Annotated in this window: 15 protein-coding genes and 1 pseudogene; all 16 read left to right on the forward strand. The window is 60.8% G+C overall.

Annotated elements, in window-relative coordinates; translation table 11 throughout:
* A pseudogene (locus PA598K_RS05235) lies at window positions 1-373 on the forward strand (hypothetical protein); the annotation flags it as partial.
* Window positions 370-1332, forward strand: coding sequence for a biotin--[acetyl-CoA-carboxylase] ligase (locus tag PA598K_RS05240; RefSeq protein ID WP_128655910.1), 963 nt, complete (start codon window positions 370-372; stop codon window positions 1330-1332). The pseudogene PA598K_RS05235 and the gene PA598K_RS05240, both read left to right, overlap by 4 nt.
* 279 nt (window positions 1333-1611) lie before the next feature.
* Window positions 1612-2475 carry a 3-methyl-2-oxobutanoate hydroxymethyltransferase gene (gene panB, locus PA598K_RS05245; RefSeq protein ID WP_128655911.1) on the forward strand — a complete coding sequence of 288 codons (864 nt, stop codon included), beginning with the start codon at window positions 1612-1614 and terminating at the stop codon, window positions 2473-2475.
* On the forward strand, window positions 2472-3356 hold the full coding sequence (gene panC / locus PA598K_RS05250; RefSeq protein ID WP_128655912.1) for a pantoate--beta-alanine ligase: 885 nt from the start codon (window positions 2472-2474) through the stop codon (window positions 3354-3356). Before panB ends, panC begins: the two co-directional genes overlap by 4 nt.
* Window positions 3349-3732 (forward strand): aspartate 1-decarboxylase, encoded by a 384-nt coding sequence (panD, locus tag PA598K_RS05255; RefSeq protein WP_128655913.1) that lies wholly within the window; start codon window positions 3349-3351, stop codon window positions 3730-3732. Before panC ends, panD begins: the two co-directional genes overlap by 8 nt.
* Window positions 3733-3920: 188 nt before the next feature.
* Window positions 3921-4568, forward strand: a complete 648-nt coding sequence (locus PA598K_RS05260) for a hypothetical protein (RefSeq protein WP_128655914.1) — start codon at window positions 3921-3923, stop codon at window positions 4566-4568.
* Window positions 4569-4582: 14 nt separating this feature from the next.
* Complete coding sequence (gene dinG / locus PA598K_RS05265; protein WP_128655915.1) at window positions 4583-7468, forward strand: ATP-dependent DNA helicase DinG; 2886 nt, start codon at window positions 4583-4585, stop codon at window positions 7466-7468.
* Window positions 7446-8108: a redox-sensing transcriptional repressor Rex gene (locus PA598K_RS05270; protein ID WP_128655916.1), complete on the forward strand. Its 663-nt coding sequence runs from the start codon at window positions 7446-7448 to the stop codon at window positions 8106-8108. The genes dinG and PA598K_RS05270 overlap by 23 nt, the downstream gene beginning before the upstream one ends.
* Entirely contained in the window at window positions 8089-9390 is a 1302-nt protein-coding gene (locus tag PA598K_RS05275) for an amidohydrolase (protein ID WP_128655917.1), read from the forward strand. Before PA598K_RS05270 ends, PA598K_RS05275 begins: the two co-directional genes overlap by 20 nt.
* 3 nt (window positions 9391-9393) lie before the next feature.
* A complete protein-coding gene (locus PA598K_RS05280; RefSeq protein WP_128655918.1) occupies window positions 9394-9948 on the forward strand; it encodes a cell wall elongation regulator TseB-like domain-containing protein in 555 nt (184 codons plus the stop codon).
* A gap of 128 nt (window positions 9949-10076) precedes the next feature.
* Complete coding sequence (locus tag PA598K_RS05285) at window positions 10077-10610, forward strand: hypothetical protein (RefSeq protein ID WP_128655919.1); 534 nt, start codon at window positions 10077-10079, stop codon at window positions 10608-10610.
* Window positions 10603-12099, forward strand: coding sequence for an AAA family ATPase (locus tag PA598K_RS05290; protein WP_128655920.1), 1497 nt, complete (start codon window positions 10603-10605; stop codon window positions 12097-12099). The genes PA598K_RS05285 and PA598K_RS05290 overlap by 8 nt, the downstream gene beginning before the upstream one ends.
* 263 nt (window positions 12100-12362) lie before the next feature.
* Complete coding sequence (locus PA598K_RS05295) at window positions 12363-13235, forward strand: 3-hydroxyacyl-CoA dehydrogenase family protein (RefSeq protein ID WP_128655966.1); 873 nt, start codon at window positions 12363-12365, stop codon at window positions 13233-13235.
* The gene (locus tag PA598K_RS05300; protein ID WP_128655921.1) at window positions 13235-14443 is read left to right on the forward strand and encodes an acetate kinase; all 1209 of its coding nucleotides are present in this window, start codon (window positions 13235-13237) and stop codon (window positions 14441-14443) included. The genes PA598K_RS05295 and PA598K_RS05300 overlap by 1 nt, the downstream gene beginning before the upstream one ends.
* A gap of 25 nt (window positions 14444-14468) precedes the next feature.
* Window positions 14469-15764, forward strand: coding sequence for an asparagine--tRNA ligase (gene asnS, locus PA598K_RS05305; RefSeq protein WP_128655922.1), 1296 nt, complete (start codon window positions 14469-14471; stop codon window positions 15762-15764).
* A gap of 19 nt (window positions 15765-15783) precedes the next feature.
* On the forward strand, window positions 15784-16536 hold the full coding sequence (locus tag PA598K_RS05310; protein ID WP_260405271.1) for a DnaD domain protein: 753 nt from the start codon (window positions 15784-15786) through the stop codon (window positions 16534-16536).
* The last annotated feature ends 38 nt before the right edge of the window (window positions 16537-16574 follow it).

A 16574-nucleotide genomic window follows, 5' to 3' on the forward strand; every position in this document is an offset into this window, starting at 1 on the left:
GCGGGCGACGGCAGCGTCCGGCTCCGAAGGAGAGGCGATAAAGGAGGCATGGATACGGGCGATCATCGACATCGGCCGTCCAGCTGCCGCGCTATGGCTGGATATGTTGGAGGCGGGACTGTTGCCCGACGTTGACCGATTGCCAGCCCCGGTGCAGCTGAGACAGTGGCTGAACGAGCTGTATCCGGCGACGCTGAAGGAGCTGGCGCTCGGCGGCGGAGAGGTGCAGCAGCTGCTGGAGCGCCGGCCGGGACCTTGGATGAAGCCGCTGCTGCAGCGGCTGCTCTTCGCAGCGGCACTCGGCCGCGTACAGAATACGAAGGAAGCGCTCGCGGCCTATGTCTTATCCTGCGAGGCGGAGGAGCTATCATGAGCGAGAAACTGTTGCAACTGCTCGGCGAACAAAACGGTGCGTACGTGTCGGGCGAGGCGATCAGCCGCGAGCTCGCAGTGAGCCGTACGGCCGTCTGGAAGCAGATCAAAAAGCTGGAAGCTAAAGGCTATGTGTTCGAGGCTTCGACCAAGCTTGGCTACCGTCTGTTGTCGGCGCCGGACCCGCTGACCGCTCAGACGCTGCAGGAGCGGCTCGCTGGCGGGCGCTACGGCGCGCCGCTGCACTGGTACGAATCGCTTGATTCGACGCAAAATCGGGCCCGCGAGCTGGCGGAGGCAGGCGCGCCGGACGGCACGCTCGTGCTCGCCGATCAGCAGGTGCAAGGCCGCGGCAGGCTTGGCCGCAGCTTCATCTCGCCGCCCGGCAAGGGCGTCTGGATGAGCCTGGTGCTGCGTCCGGCGATCCCGCTCCCGTTCACCCCGCAGCTGACGCTGCTAACGGCGGTCGCGCTCTGTCGGTCGCTCCGGCAGACGACAGCGCTCGAGATCGGCATCAAGTGGCCCAACGACATCCTGTTGGAAGGACGCAAGCTGAGCGGCATCCTGCTGGAATCGGCAGCCGAGGATGACCGGCTGCGCTATGTCGTCGCCGGGATCGGCATCAATGTCAATCTCGAAGCGGCCGACTTCCCCGAGGAAGTGCGGGAGCGGGCATGGTCGCTGCGGCTGGCGAGCGGGCGCGCTTGGGAGCGGGTCGAGGTGATCCGCAGTTTCCTGGCGGAGCTGGAGTCGCTGATGGGCATCTACGAGGCTCAGGGCTTCGAGCCGATCCGCCTGCTGTGGGAAGCGCTCAGCGTCTCCCTGGACAAGCCGGCGGTGCTGCTGACGCCTCAGGGCGAGCGGAGGGGCACGCCGATCGGCCTCAATGCCCAAGGCGCGTTGTTGCTGCGGGACGAGGATGGCGCGGTCGAGCCTGTCTACTCGGCGGAGATGGCTTGATCGAAGACGCGGGGCGTCCGTTCATAGACGGACGCCTTTTTGTTGTGCTATACTACAGATACATGCAACAGGTGTTCGGGACGGCATCCGTAGATCGGAGTTGTACCCGGCGGGAACTGTCGCATGGCTAGCGATGTATTCACGCACTCTGCTCTGAGCCGTAGGGACCGAGACAGAAGGAAGCAAGTGGAGAATGTTCCTTTTTGGTTTGGGGACCTTTTTAGTCGCGGCTAAAAGGTTTTTTTGTTGTGCGCATCCTGACCGAGGAGGTTAACTGCAATGAAGACTCCACTCACCGTAACGAAAATGAAGCAAATGAAACGTCAAGGCCAGCCCATCTCGTTCATTACTGCCTATGACTATCCGTCCGCCCGACTGGCGGAGGAAGCCGGGATCGATGCGATATTGGTCGGCGACTCGCTGGGCAATGTCGTGTTAGGTTATGATACGACGATCCCCGTCACGATCGACGATATGGTCTATCATACGCGCGCGGTGGCGCGCGGAGCGACACAGACCTTCATCCTGGCGGATATGCCATTCATGTCCTACCATACCGGCATGGAGACGACGCTGCGCAACGCGGCGCGGCTCATGCAGGAGGGACTTGCCCACGCCGTCAAGCTGGAGGGCGGCGAGGAGATCGCCGACGAGGTGCGCGCATGCGTGCGCGGCGGCATCCCTGTCGTCGGGCATCTCGGCCTGACCCCGCAATCGGTGCATCAGCTTGGCGGCTACCGGGTCCAGGGCAAGCAGGAGGCCGACGCCAAGCGTCTCCTGTCAGATGCCCGGGCGCTGGAGCAGGCGGGGGCGAGCGCGATCGTCCTGGAGATGGTCGTCGCCTCTGTCGCCGCCGAGATCACGGCAGCGGTGTCGATCCCGACGATCGGCATCGGCGCAGGTCAGGACTGCGATGGACAGGTGCTGGTCTATCACGATATATTGCAATATGACGCGGCCTACAAGAAGAAAAAATTCGTCCGCACGTATGCCGACATCGGCACGACGATTCGCGAAGCGATCGGCGCTTATGCCTCCGATGTAAGAGAAGGTCGATTCCCGACCGAGGAGCACAGCTTTACAAGCGAGGCCGCAGCGCCTGCTGCCGTCTATGGCAGTGGGAAGGAGCAGGAGCCGTCATGATCCTCTGTACGACAATCGACGAGCTGAGAGCCTATATCCGAGCCTATCGGACGGAGCATCCCGACGCTCTCGTGGGGCTGGTGCCGACGATGGGTTATCTGCACGAAGGGCATGCCAGTCTGATCCGCCGTTCCGCCGCCGAATGCGGGCTTACCGTCGTCAGTTTGTTCGTGAACCCGCTGCAATTTGGCCCCGGCGAGGACTTCGACCGCTATCCGCGCGATCCTGAGCGGGATGCGGCGCTCTCGGCGGCAGCCGGCGCGGACGTGCTGTTCATGCCATCGGTGGAGGAGATGTACCCGCGCGCAAGCGCTACGCGGGTCCTCGTCTCGGGTGTGACGGAGCGGCTGTGCGGCGCTTCTCGGCCCGGTCACTTCGACGGCGTCGGCACGGTGGTGAGCAAGCTGTTCCATATCGTACTGCCGGATCGCGCATACTTCGGGATGAAGGATGCGCAGCAAGTGGCGGTCATCGTGACGATGACCGAGGATCTGAACTTCCCGATCGAGATCGTGCCATGCGAGACGGTTCGGGAAGCCGATGGCCTGGCGATGAGCTCGCGCAACGTCTATCTGAGCGAGCAGGAGCGCCGCGAGGCGGTGGTGCTATCGCAGGCGCTCTCCAGAGCGGACGGGTGGCTGCGCGAAGGTCTGGACGCGTCGGAGACGACAGCGCGGGTCCGCGAGCATATCGGCAGCGCGCCGCTCGCCGACATCGACTACGTCGACGTGCTGCGATTCCCCGAGCTGACGGAGCCTGCGCCCGGCGAGCGGCTCGCTCCCGGCCAGCGCTGGATCGCGGCCGTCGCGGTCCGCTTCGGACGCACCCGACTGATCGACAACCGGATATTCTCAGGAGACGAGGTGGCTGCACATGTATAGAACGATGATGAAGTCCAAGCTTCACCGGGCAACCGTAACGGAAGCCAATCTGAACTACGTCGGCAGCATTACGATCGATGAAGATCTGATGGAGCTAAGCGATATCTGGGCCAACGAAAAGGTGCAGATCGTCAATAATCATAACGGCGCCCGCTTTGAGACGTATGTCATTCCGGGCCCGCGCGGCTCCGGTGTCATCTGTCTAAACGGCGCCGCCGCCAGACTTGTGCAGCCGGGCGACCAGGTCATCATCATCTCGTACGCGATGATGACCGACGCCGAGGCGCGCACGCACAAGCCCAAGGTCGTCTTGATGGATGAGGGCAACAAGCCGGCGGAGACGCTCAGCGAGGAGATTCACGCGACGATTGTTTGATACGGATACTGCGATTCGAGCCCAGAGGCCGTTATTCAGTGCCAACAGGATCGAAGGCAGTGGATCGTTGTCAGTCCTATGTAACGGCTGGCACAGAGAATGAAACGACCCGCCTTGACAAAGAATGAGGGTACGACCGCTTCGGGGCGGGCAAGCAATCATTCTGATCGTAAAGGCGGGAGCGGCACATGATTACGCATTTGTTTGCCACGATGCATGAGAAGCTGGACGACCTGATGAAGCGATGCCCGGAAGGGATCCTGTCCGAAGAGGACGAGGCCCAACTCGGGACGCTCATCGCGCTCAGCGACCAGGTCATGGATCACTGGGTGCATTTCGAGGAGAAGCTCAGCTTGTATCGCCAGCGCGCGGAAGCGACCGAGGTGGTAGAGGCGGCTGCGGACGACGGGCTTGAAGAGGACTCGGGCGACGGCCCGGGCTGGCTAAGTCGCGGTCAGGGCTACTTCAAGCTCCTCATGTTCCAGCAGGCGGCCGATGCGCTGGAGCGCGCGGTTGATACGATGCCGGAGTGCAATCTTTCGCGGATGTTCCTGGGGATGACCTACATGCATCTGCAACAATGGCTGGATGCCCAACGGTTGTTCCAGATGGTGTCCGCATTAACCGATCATCCCAAATGGAAGGCGCTCAGCCTTAATGCATTGGGCTGCATTCAGGCGGTCCGGATGAATTTGGACGAGGCCGAGGCTTATTTTACCCGAGCCTGCGAAGCCGATCCGACATTCACCGACCCGCTGAACAATTTGAACAGCTGCAGGAAAAGAGCAGGCCAATTGTCCTTGTACTTTGGAAGTGCGGAGCTCAGCTGTTTGTGAGAGGATCGAACCGGATGAATTTTGCCGTACTTGACTTTGAAACAACCGGTCATGGGACCGATGATCAGATCATCCAGGTGGGATTGGTGGTCTTGAACGAGGAACTGGAGCAGATCGACAGCTACAGTTCTTTCGTCAAGCCTACCATTCCCATTCCTGCGTTTATTACGTCCTTGACCGGCATCGATGACGAGCAGGTGGCGGCCGCTCCTGCGATCGAGGATGTGCTGCTGGAGATGATCCCCCGATTGGAGGATGCCGTGCTCGTGGCGCACAATGTCGGCTTCGACGCGGGCTTCCTGAACGAATGGCTCGAGCGCAGCGGCTATATGCCATTCGTCGGCAGACGGCTCGATACGATCCTCCTGCTGCGCATCCTCTACCCGTCGCTGACGACGTATCAGCTCGGCGCGGTCACCGAGCTGTTCGGCATCGCCCATGACCGTCAGCACCAGGCAGACAGCGACGCCCAAGCGACAGCCGACCTGTTCGCAGCCGCTGTGAGCAAGCTGCGGGAGTTGCCGCTCTTGACGCTGCAGCGGCTCTCGGCGCTGCTCGTCGATCATCAGGACCTCGCATGGCTGATTCATGACGCGCTGGAGCGCAAAGAGAGCGCAACGACGATTGACGAGGACGCCTTCTCCTACTTCCGCCAGTTCACGCTCAAGGTCGGGGACTGGACGGAGGAGGAGCCGCCACGATCGACGCTCGATCAGGCGGAGCTCACTGGGATGAATTTCGAAGACTATCTGTCTCAGGTGCAGGATACGTTTCGCTCCCGGGTGCCTGGCTACGAAGAGCGGGAGCCGCAAAACCAGATGTTCCGCGAGGTTTATGAATCATTCGCAGAGGGTCGGCATCTGCTGATCGAAGCCGGCACCGGCACGGGCAAGTCGCTGGGTTATCTTATACCTTCCTTGTTTTATGGTGTCCAGCAAGAGCAAAAGATAGTCGTCAGCACCCATACGATCAACTTGCAGGAGCAGCTTCGTGAGCGGGATATCCCGCTCTTGCAGGAGGCGCTGCCCTTCCCCTTCAAGGCAGCGGTGTTCAAGGGGCGAAGCAACTATCTCTGCCTGCGCAAGTTCGAAGGAAAAGTGAATGTCGCCGACTTCGTCAGTCTGATGGACGATGCGTTGACTGCCGCCCAGATGGTCGTCTGGCTCGGCGAGACCGACCGCGGCGATCAGGAAGAGCTGCATCTTGGCAACAAGGGCAGCGAATTTTGGGATACGGTGGCAAGCGACACGGACTCCTGTCTGAACCGGGCTTGTCCCTGGTTCAAGCGCTGTTACTATCACCGCGCCAAGCAGGAGGCCAACCTGGCCGACGTCGTCATTACCAATCACTCCATGTTGTTCACCGACATCCGGGCCGAGCACCGGCTGCTGCCGACTTACGACTATCTGATCGTCGACGAGGCGCATCATCTGGAGGAGGTCGCGGGCAAGCATCTCGGCTTGCAAGTGTCTTACTTCGGTCTGCATCATCCGATACAGCGCCTCTATAAGGACTCGCGCAACGGTCTGCTCCCGCAGCTGCGCGGCAAGCTGGAGTATGCGGGCGAAGAGCATAGCGAGGCGTGGCGGGAGACGGTGGACGAGATGATGCCAGCCTTCACCGACGTGCGAGAGGCGTGGGACCGGCTCGCCGAGCTGCTCTATGGCATCTCGGGCGGAGTCGCGGACAGCGCCGCTGCCGAGTCTGTCGCGGCCGTCACCCGACTGAGGCCGCAGCAGCCGCCGGAGAGCTGGCCGTCCGTACAGGAGGCTGAGGAGGTACTATACGGTCATCTCAACCGGGTAGCCAAAACGCTCGACAAGCTGCTCTCGGATATTAAGGATCGCAGCGACGATAGCGGCTTGCAGGCGCTTGTGACTGATATGAATGGCAATGTCAAGGATCTGGCTCGGGTGCGCGACGACCTGCGCCACTTTATGAAGCTGGAGCATCCGACCGAGGTATACTGGATCGAGTCGCATCCCAACTTCCGGGCCAAGTCAGTCCATCTGTATGCGGTGCCGGCCGATGTAAGCGCGCAGCTGCAGAGCTATTTTTTCGAGATGAAAAACAGCATCGTCCTGACCTCGGCTACGCTGTCGGTGCAAAAGTCGTTCCAGTATGCCTGCGAGCAGCTTGGTCTGACAGGGCTGGAGGAGCAGGGCCGGCTCAAGACGGTGCAGCTGCCCTCGCCGTTCAACTACCGCGAGCAAGCGCTCGTCTGCATCCCGCGCAACTTCCCTAGTGTCAAAGGGACGGTAGGCGACCCTGCCTTCATCGGCATGCTCGTGCAGTCGCTGGCCGATGCGGCTACGGAGACGAAGGGCCGGATGCTCGTGCTGTTCACCTCTTATCGGATGCTGAGGCAAGTGTACGAGCCGCTCAAGGAAGCGCTCGCCGCATCGGATATCCAGGTGCTCGGCCAGGGCATCGACAGCGGCAACCGGACGAAGCTGACCCGTCGCTTCCAGCAGCAGTCCGCATCCGTGCTGCTCGGGACGAGCAGCTTCTGGGAGGGCGTCGATCTGCCGGGCGAGGCGCTCATCTGTCTGGCGATCGTCAGGCTGCCGTTCCAGCCGCCGAACCATCCACTCGTCGAGGCCAAGTCGGAGCTCATCCAGCAGCAAAAGCAAAATCCGTTTATGAAGCTGTCGATCCCGCAAGCGGTCATTCGCTTCAAGCAAGGCTTCGGACGACTGGTGAGAAGCGCGCAGGATCGGGGCATCGTCCTCATCTACGATACGCGCGTCATCGAGACGTATTACGGCAAGCATTTCCTCTATTCGCTGCCGGGACCGAAGATCGAACATATGCATCTCGACCAGATCGTGCCGCGAATGCGGGAATGGCTGCAAGCCGATCAAAAGGAGGCGAAGGATGAAGCCCATCAAAATATCTGAAGCTGTCGTACGCAGACTGCCGATCTACCTTCAATATCTCAATGAGTTGTCCCGGCGGGAGGTACAGACGGTATCGTCGCAGGATCTCGGTCAGAAGCTGGATCTCAATCCGGCGCAGATCCGTAAGGATCTCGCCTACTTCGGCGAGTTTGGCCGTAAGGGCGTCGGTTATGATGTCGCCTATCTGATCGAGAAAATCCGGGGCATCTTGAAGCTGGATCAGACGCTGAATGTGGCGCTTGTCGGAGCCGGTAATCTCGGACATGCACTCTGCAACTACAATACGTATATAAAGGACAATATGCGGATCGTTGCTGTCTTCGACGCCCAGGAATCGAAGGTCGGCACCGCCATCAACAGCTTGCTCGTTCAGCCGATGCACGAGCTCGAGCAGACGGTGCGAGAGATGGACATCCGGATCGGCATCATCACCGTGCCGGCGATGGAGGCGCAAAATGTCGCGACCAAATTCACTGAGGCAGGCATCGAGGGCCTCCTTAACTTTGCCCCGGTCATCCTGAGGGTGCCGGAGCATGTGCGGATTCACCATGCGGATTTTACGACGGAGTTGCTCAGTCTGGCTTATTATTTGGACAATCGGGAAGAGGGGGATAAGGAAGATGAGTCAGCTTTGGATTGAAGGCGGACAGTTCATCACGATGGGCGGCGAGCAGCAGGTGTTCGAGGGCCATATGCTGATCGAGGACGATCGGATTGTCTATATCGGCGAGCAGCCGCCGCAGGAGGTCGCTGCCGACGCTGAGCGGGTCTCCGGCAAAGGGCTGGCATTCATGCCAGGCCTGATCAATACGCATGGTCATGCGCCGATGTCGCTGCTGCGCGGCTACTCGGACGACCAGGTGCTGCAGGTGTGGCTGGAGCAGAAGATGTGGCCGATGGAGGGCCGCTACCAGGCCGAGGATACGAAGGTCGGGGCGGAGCTGGCGCTGCTGGAGCTGCTCAAGAGCGGCACGACGGCCTTCGTCGATATGTACGACCGCATGGAGGTCGTCGCCGAGGCGGCCGACCGCGCAGGAATCCGGGCCTGGCTGGCGCGTGGCGTCATCGGTCTGTGCTCGGAGGAGGAGCAGCGGGAGAAGCTGGCGGAGGCGAAGCGGTTCGCCGAGCAATGGAACGGGCGAGGCAATGGCCGCATCCATACGCTGCTGTCGCCCCATGCGCCGTACACCTGCCCGCCAGCGTATATCGAGCAATTCGTACAGGCGGCTCACGATCTCGACCTGATGCTCCACACGCATATGTCCGAGACGGCTGCCGAGGTTGAGCAAAATGTCCGCGATTACGGCTGCCGGCCGCCAGAGCATCTCGACAAGCTCGGCTTCTTCTCCCGCCCGTCCTTCGTCGCGCACGCCGTCCATCTGACGGACGAGGAGATCGCCTTGCTCGCCGAGCGCGGCGTCGGCGTCTCGCACAATCCGGCCAGCAACCTGAAGCTGGCGAGCGGTGTCGCCCGGGTGCCGGAGCTGCTCGCTCGCGGCGTCAAGGTGTCACTCGGTACTGACAGCGCGGCCAGCAACAACAATCTCGATCTGTTCGACGAGATCCGTCTGGCAGCGCTCATCCATAAGGGCGTCTCCGGCGACCCGACGGCTGTACCTGCCTATCAGGCGCTGGAGCTGGCGACGCTGGGCGGATCCGCGACGCTTGGTCAGGCGACTGAGCTTGGCCGTTTACAGGTTGGCATGAAGGCCGACTTCATCGCGATTGACATCGATCAGCCGCATTTTTATCCGCGCACGAGCCTGATCTCCCATCTCGTCTACGCCGGCTCGGGCCGCGATGTCCGGCATGTATGGGTCGACGGCAAGCAGGTGGTCCGCGACGGCGCTTGTCTGCTGCTCGATGAGGAGCGTATCCTGGCGGAGGCGCAGCAGCGATTCGACGCGCTGCTGACGAGGTAGCAGATGCGACTCCGCAGCCGCAGACCCGGACTCATGACGCCGATGCGCTGGGTTGTCCTGGTCGCAACGCTGCTGCTGCTCGCCTTCCTGATCTTCAACCTGTGGTATCGGTCCATCCATGCGGAGGTGTGGGCCGAGGAGCGGGAGGCTGCGCAACGAGCGTCTGAGGCCGCACAATTGACGGAGATCGATCGGATCGACAAGCATGTCTGGAACACGACGACCTGGATCGTACAAGGCCGCGATACGGCTGAACAGCAGTTGATGGTGTGGCTGCACGATGACAAGGTCGAGATTATCGGTGCGGCAGACGGCATCTCTGAAGAGGAGCTGAAGCGGCAGCTTGCGGCAGACCATCCCGAGCAGCAGGTCGTCCGGATCATGCCGGGCCTGCTCAACGGCGTCAAGGCGTGGGAGGTCTATTATAGCGTTGAAGGCTCGCCGCGCCGCTTTTTTTACAGCTTCTATCGGTTTGACAACGGACAATTTATTACAACCTATAATTTGCCCAACCGGTTTGCCGAAGGCAGCATTTCCGATGAGGATAGTCTCCCCTGATTGCTGATGGCGCGCCCGGAATGGTACTATTTACAGCCTCTTTCGTCTAGCGGTGTATGCTATACTTTCGGTATAGATGTTAATCTATCACCTGAAGTAACTTACCCGACGAAGGAGGCTGTTCACTGATGAGACTGCGATGGTTCCCACTAGTATTGACAGCCGTGCTCGGCGCAGCCTTGCTGCTCGGCGGATGGTCTCTGTACAACAGCATGGCGGTGCAGCAGCCGCTCGCTAGCGTCCTCAAGGATGTGCCGGGTGTCCAGTCTGCTGAGCCGACTGTGGACCGGACCACCGTACAGATCCGACTGGAGCTGGAGAAGGGCGCGAACCTTAGAGAAGTGTATCAAGCGATACGGAGCAGCGGCTCCGACTATATAGGCGGGCGTGAGCTGCGGCTCGATCTCGTCCAGACGGATAATGAGCAGTTGGACGAGCTGTGGTCCAGCGTGCTGTTCGATGTCGCCCAGGCGATGGAGACGCGGCACTATGCCGGCATCCCGGCCGCGCTGGAGCAGCTGACGGAGAGCCATCCCGGACTGACAGCAGTGACTGAGATGGACGACAGCAATGTATACATTACGTTGGAGAATGAAACGGCGGCCAAGTACGTCATCCTGCCTCGCATCCCGGCGCAGCTGGGGGTGTGGAGCCATGCTTAAGCACTGGAAGGAGTTGCTAATCGGCGGCGGCATCGCGCTGCTCGGCTTCCTCGCCTACATCGGCTACAATGTGATGCCCGTCCTGATCGTCATCGCGATCGGCTCGCTGCTGCTGTTCGCGGTCAAGAGTCGGGGTCATCTGGCAACGGCCGGCGGCGATCGTCATGGTCAAGGAAGAGTGGCGCAGCAGCTGAGCTTCGACGAGATCGGCGGACAGGAGCGGGCCAAGTCGGAGCTGATCGAGGCGCTGGACTTTATCGTCAAGCCCGAGGAGATCGCACGTTTCGGCATCCGGCCGCTTAAGGGCATCCTGCTTACTGGGCCGCCGGGCACGGGTAAGACGCTGCTGGCCAAGGCAGCTGCGCGTTATACCGACTCGATCTACGTTGCCGCCTCGGGCAGCGAGTTCGTCGAGATGTATGTCGGCGTCGGCGCCGGGCGGATCCGGGATCTGTTCAAGAGCGCCCGACAGAAGGCGGCGAAGGCAGGCAAAAACAGCGCCGTCGTCTTCATCGACGAGATCGATGTGATCGGCGGCAAGCGCGACGGCGGACAGCATCGCGAGTACGATCAGACGCTTAACCAGCTGTTGACGGAGATGGACGGCATTCACACGTCCGAGTCGCCGCGTATTCTGATCATGGCGGCCACCAACCGCAAGGAAATGCTCGATCCGGCGTTGCTCCGTCCCGGTCGCTTCGACCGCCATATCGGCGTCGAGCTTCCTGACAAAAAAGGCCGCGAGCATATCCTCGGCATCCATGCGCGCAATAAGCCGCTGCATGCGGATGTGGAGCTAAGCCGCGTCGCCGAGGAGTCGTTTGGCTTCTCCGGGGCGCAGCTCGAGAGCGTCATGAACGAGGCGGCGATCTATGCGATGCGCGAGGAGGAGCAGGAGATCAGCCATCGGCATCTGTCCTCGGCGATCGACAAGGTGATGATGGGCGAGAAGACGGACCGCGAAGCGACGCGTGAGGAGCGCGAGCGGGTAGCGATCCATGAGCTCGGTCACGCGATCACGGCGGAGTTGGTCCGCCCGGGCAGCGTCTCGACGGTCGCGCTGTCGCCCCGTGGCCAAGCGCTCGGCTATGTCCGCCATCAGCCGCAGCAGGATCAGTATCTGTACACCGCAGAGTTTCTGGAAGGGCAGATCATGATCGCGCTCAGCGGCGCGGCCGCCGAGGAGATCTTCTATGGCAGCCGCAGCACCGGCTCGCGCGGCGACTTCGACCAGGCGATGAACATCGTGCGTACGATGGTCGAGTCGGGGCTGACCGAGCTTGGCATCGTCGACCGCTCGATGATGACGCCGGACAGTTGGGCCAAGATCAGCTCGACGATGCTCGACAAGCTGATGCAGCAGACCAAGCAGCTGCTGCTCGGCCATCGTCAGCTGTTCCTGCGCGCGCTCGATATTCTGCTCACAGAGGAGAATCTGAGCGGCGATCGATTCCGCGAGCTGATGCGCGAGGAGCCGGTGAGCGCGTAACTAAGCGAGAGTCTCCTGATGTCTTAGCTGAGCTTCGTCACAAAGCTTACCGAGATCACCGTACAGGTGATCTTTTTTACATAGAATGCTGAAGTATCGCGGCGGGCTGTTGCCATTGCGTCACAAATGGCGGCTCTTTTCCGCATTTTGCCGCCGCTTGCGCTTGCGCCCGGCGTTGGCGGATGTGTAGAATAGGAGATAGCGGCCATCGGCCGCCAGCCAAAGATAACCATACTGCAAACATAGAGAAATGGGTGGAGATGATGAAAGTAAGAACGGTAGGCGTAGTCGGGATGGGCACGATGGGCCAGGGTATCGCGGAGATGCTCGCGTTCAAAGGGCTCGAGGTGCTGGCCATCGAGAAGACGGAGGAGAAGCTGCAGCATGCGGTGCGCATGATCGAGCATAGCCTCGATAAGCAAATCGAGAAATGGGCGCTGACGCAAACCGAAAAAAAACTGGTGCTGAACCGGATACATCCGATAAGCGGATATGCACAGCTGGCGGAGTGCGAGCTGGTCATCGAGACGATCTCCGAGGATCTGGAGACGAAAATCCAGGTGATCGCCGAGATCGACAAGCATCTGTCGCCGTCAGTCATCCTCGCCAGCAACACCTCGACGCTTAGCTTGACGGAGCTTGCCAGCGCGTCCAGCCATCCGGAGCGCGTCATCGGCATGCACTTTATACATCCCGTGTTCAAAATCGACCTCGTCGAAATCGTGCGCGGGCTGAAGACGTCGGACGAGACATTCCAGCGGACGAAGCATTTCATCGAGGAGACGATCGACAAAAAAGGCATCATGGTCTACGAATCGCCGGGCTTCGTAACGACGCGACTCATCTGTCTTCATATCAATGAAGCGCTGCATGTGCTCGAGGAGGGCGTGGCGACAGCGGAGGATATCGACAGCGCGATGCGGATCGGTTATTCGTTCCAGCATGGACCGTTCGAGATGGCCGACCGGTTTGGTCTCGATTCGGTGCTGGCTGCGCTGGAGATCATGTTCCGCGACTATGGCGAGTTGAAGTATCGTCCGTCGATCGTGCTCAAGAAGATGGTGCGCGCCGGTCAACTGGGAGTGAAGACGGGCATCGGATTTTTCAATTACAACGAGGATGGAGAACGTATATAATGAAAGTACTGGTCATCAACGCGGGGAGCTCCTCGCTTAAATATCAGCTCTACAATATGCAGGATGAGTCTGTCCTCGCAAGCGGCAGCGTCGAGCGGATCGGCATGGACTCGTCGATCGTCACGCAGGAGGTGCCCGGCAAGGAGGAGACGCGCGACGTCAGCGAGATCCTCGATCATGTGACGGCGATCAAGCGCGTCGTCGATATGCTCGTCCATCCGAAGTACGGTGTACTCGAGCGGATCGATGAGATCCAGGCGGTCGGTCATCGCGTCGTCCACGGCGGCGAGGTGTTCAAGCAGTCGGTACTCGTCACCGACGAGGTGAAGCTGGAGATCCGCAGACTGTTCGACCTGGCGCCGCTACACAATCCGGCCCATATGATGGGCATCACGGCAGTCGAGACCAATCTCCCGGGCGTCCCGCAGGTTGTCGTCTTCGACACGGCCTTCCATCAGTCGATGCCCAAGGAATCGTATCTGTACCCGATCCCGACGGTGCTCTATCGGCGGCACAAGATCCGTCGTTACGGCTTCCACGGCACGTCGCATCATTATGTGAGCGATCAGGCCGCCGCTTACCTGGAGCAGCCGCTGGAGTCGCTCAAGATGATCACCTGCCACATCGGCAACGGAGCGAGCTGCACGGCGATTAAGGACGGCAAGTCATTCGACACGAGCATGGGCCTGACACCGCTCGAGGGGCTGATGATGGGGACGCGCAGCGGCGACCTCGACCCGGCGATCGTGCCGTTTACGATGAACAAGGAGGAGCTGTTGCTCAGCGAAGTGAACTCGATGCTCAACAAGCACTCCGGCTTGATGGCAATCTCCGGCATCAGCAGCGATATGCGCGAGATTGTCGAAGCGATGGAGGAGGGCGACAAAAACGCCAAGCTCGCCTTTGACATGTATACCTATCGCTTGCGCAAATATATCGGCGCCTACGCCGCAGCGATGAACGGACTGGATGTGCTCGTCTTCACGGCGGGCGTCGGCGAAAACTCGACCCATGTCCGCGCAGCTGCCTGCCAGGGGCTGACCTTCCTCGGGCTGGAGCTGGACGAGGAGCGCAACAAGGTGCGCTCGCGTCAGACGCGACGCATCTCCACCGATGCATCGAGGATTACGGTGCTGGTCGTGCCGACCAACGAAGAGCTGTTGATCGCCCGCGACACCTTCAGCATCGTAGAGGCCATGAAAGGGTAGTAGAGCATAAAGGGGGCGCGAGTAGATGGAAGACTTGACGGTAATCGGATCGGTAGCGGAGGCAGCAGGGCGTCAGGTACGCATCGGCTGCTGGCTGAACGGCAAGCGCTCAAGCGGCAAGATCCAGTTCCTGCAGCTGCGGGATGGCACTGGATATATCCAGGGGGTACTGGTGAAGAGCGAGACGACGCCAGAAATATGGGCCGCAGCGCAAAGTCTGACGCAGGAGAGCTCGCTGTACGTCACCGGACTCGTGCGGGAGGAGCCGCGCAGCCCGTCGGGCTATGAGCTGACCGTGACGGACATCGAGGTCATTCAGTTGACGCAAGATTATCCGATCACGCCCAAGGAGCATGGCGTCGATTTCCTGATGGATCGCCGTCATCTGTGGCTCCGTACGCCCAAACAGCGAGCGGTAATGATCGTTCGTGCGGAGATTATTCGCAGCATCCAGCAGTTTTTTGACGATCGTGGCTTCACGCTCGTCGATCCGCCGCTGCTGACGCCTTCGTCGTGCGAGGGGACGACCAACCTGTTCCATACCAAGTACTTTGACGAGGATGCGTATCTGACGCAGAGCGGCCAGCTCTACATGGAAGCGGCGGCGATGGCGCTCGGCAAGGTGTATTCGTTCGGACCGACGTTCCGGGCGGAGAAATCGAAGACGCGGCGGCATCTGATCGAGTTCTGGATGATCGAGCCGGAGATGGCCTTCGTCGACCACGAGCAAAGTCTGCGCGTGCAGGAGCAGTTCGTCGCTTATGTCGTGCAGCGGGTCGCCCAGCGCTGCCGGACCGAGCTGGAAACGCTCGGACGCGATATCGCCAAGCTGGAGTCGATCCAGGCGCCGTTCCCGCGCATCACCTATGACGAGGCGATCGCCTGGCTGCAGCGGGAGGGCCACGAGATCGCGTGGGGCGAGGACTTCGGCGCACCGCACGAGACGGCGCTGGCTGCCGCATATGACCGGCCGCTCTTCATCACCGGCTATCCGACAGCGATCAAGGCGTTCTATATGAAGCCGGACCCGGAGCGTCCTGAGGTTGTGCTGTGCGCCGACATGATCGCTCCAGAGGGGTACGGCGAGATCATCGGCGGCTCGCAGCGGATCGACGACCCGGAGCTGCTCGCAGAGCGCTTCGACGAGCATAATCTGTCCACGGAAGCCTATCAATGGTATCTCGACCTGCGCAAGTACGGCACCGTGCCGCATTCGGGCTTCGGTCTCGGTCTGGAGCGCACGGTAGCCTGGCTTTGCGGATTGGATCATGTGCGCGAGACGATCCCTTTCCCGCGGACGCTCTATCGGTTGTATCCATAAGCGAGGAGGAACGGATGTATTGAATGCATGGCAAGAAGGCAAGCGAGCCGGGATGGCTGAAGCGATGGCAGAGGGCGGAGTGTACGTGCCCGGCATCCTGCTGCGTACATATCGCGCCTGTGGACTGTCGGATACGGAGGCGATGCTGCTGCTGCAGCTGATGACCTATCGACTGGCCGAGGGCAATGACTTCCCGACGCCGGAGCAATTGGCTAGCCGGATGGGGGTGACGCCGCAGGTGATCGGGCAGTTGCTGCAGCGTCTCATGAAGGACGGTCTGCTGACGATCGACGAACGGATCGACGAGGCGAGCGGCATCCAGTATGAGCGCTATAACTGGCAAGGCTGGCTGCAGCGCGCAGTAGCGGTGCTCGATGAGGAAGGCGGGCGCGGCGACGGCCGTCTCGAAGCGGCGGCCTCGGCGCAGTCTCAGTTCAAGCCCATCGCGGGGGGAGCGAGGACAACGACGCAGCCTCAGGTGGAGACGATGCCCAATCTGTTCAAGCTGTTCGAACGGGAATTCGGCCGACCGCTGTCGCCGATGGAGTGCGAGACGATCAGCGGCTGGCTAGATGTGTACAACTACCCGGACGAGCTGATCCGCTTCGCGCTTAAGGAAGCTGTATTCGCGGGCAAGCTGCATCTGCGCTACATCGACCGTATCCTGATCGAATGGAGCCGCAACCGGGTCACCAACCCGGACGAGGCGCGCGCCCATGCCCGGCGATTCCGGGGCGGCGGCTCCGGAGCTGGAGCCGGAGCCGGTCAATAGGGAGAAGAGCAGAGAAGAGAAGAAGTGAAGAAGAAGAA

Origin of the sequence: Paenibacillus sp. 598K (assembly GCF_003851045.1) — a bacterium.
In the GTDB taxonomy this organism is placed as follows: domain Bacteria; phylum Bacillota; class Bacilli; order Paenibacillales; family Paenibacillaceae; genus Paenibacillus_D.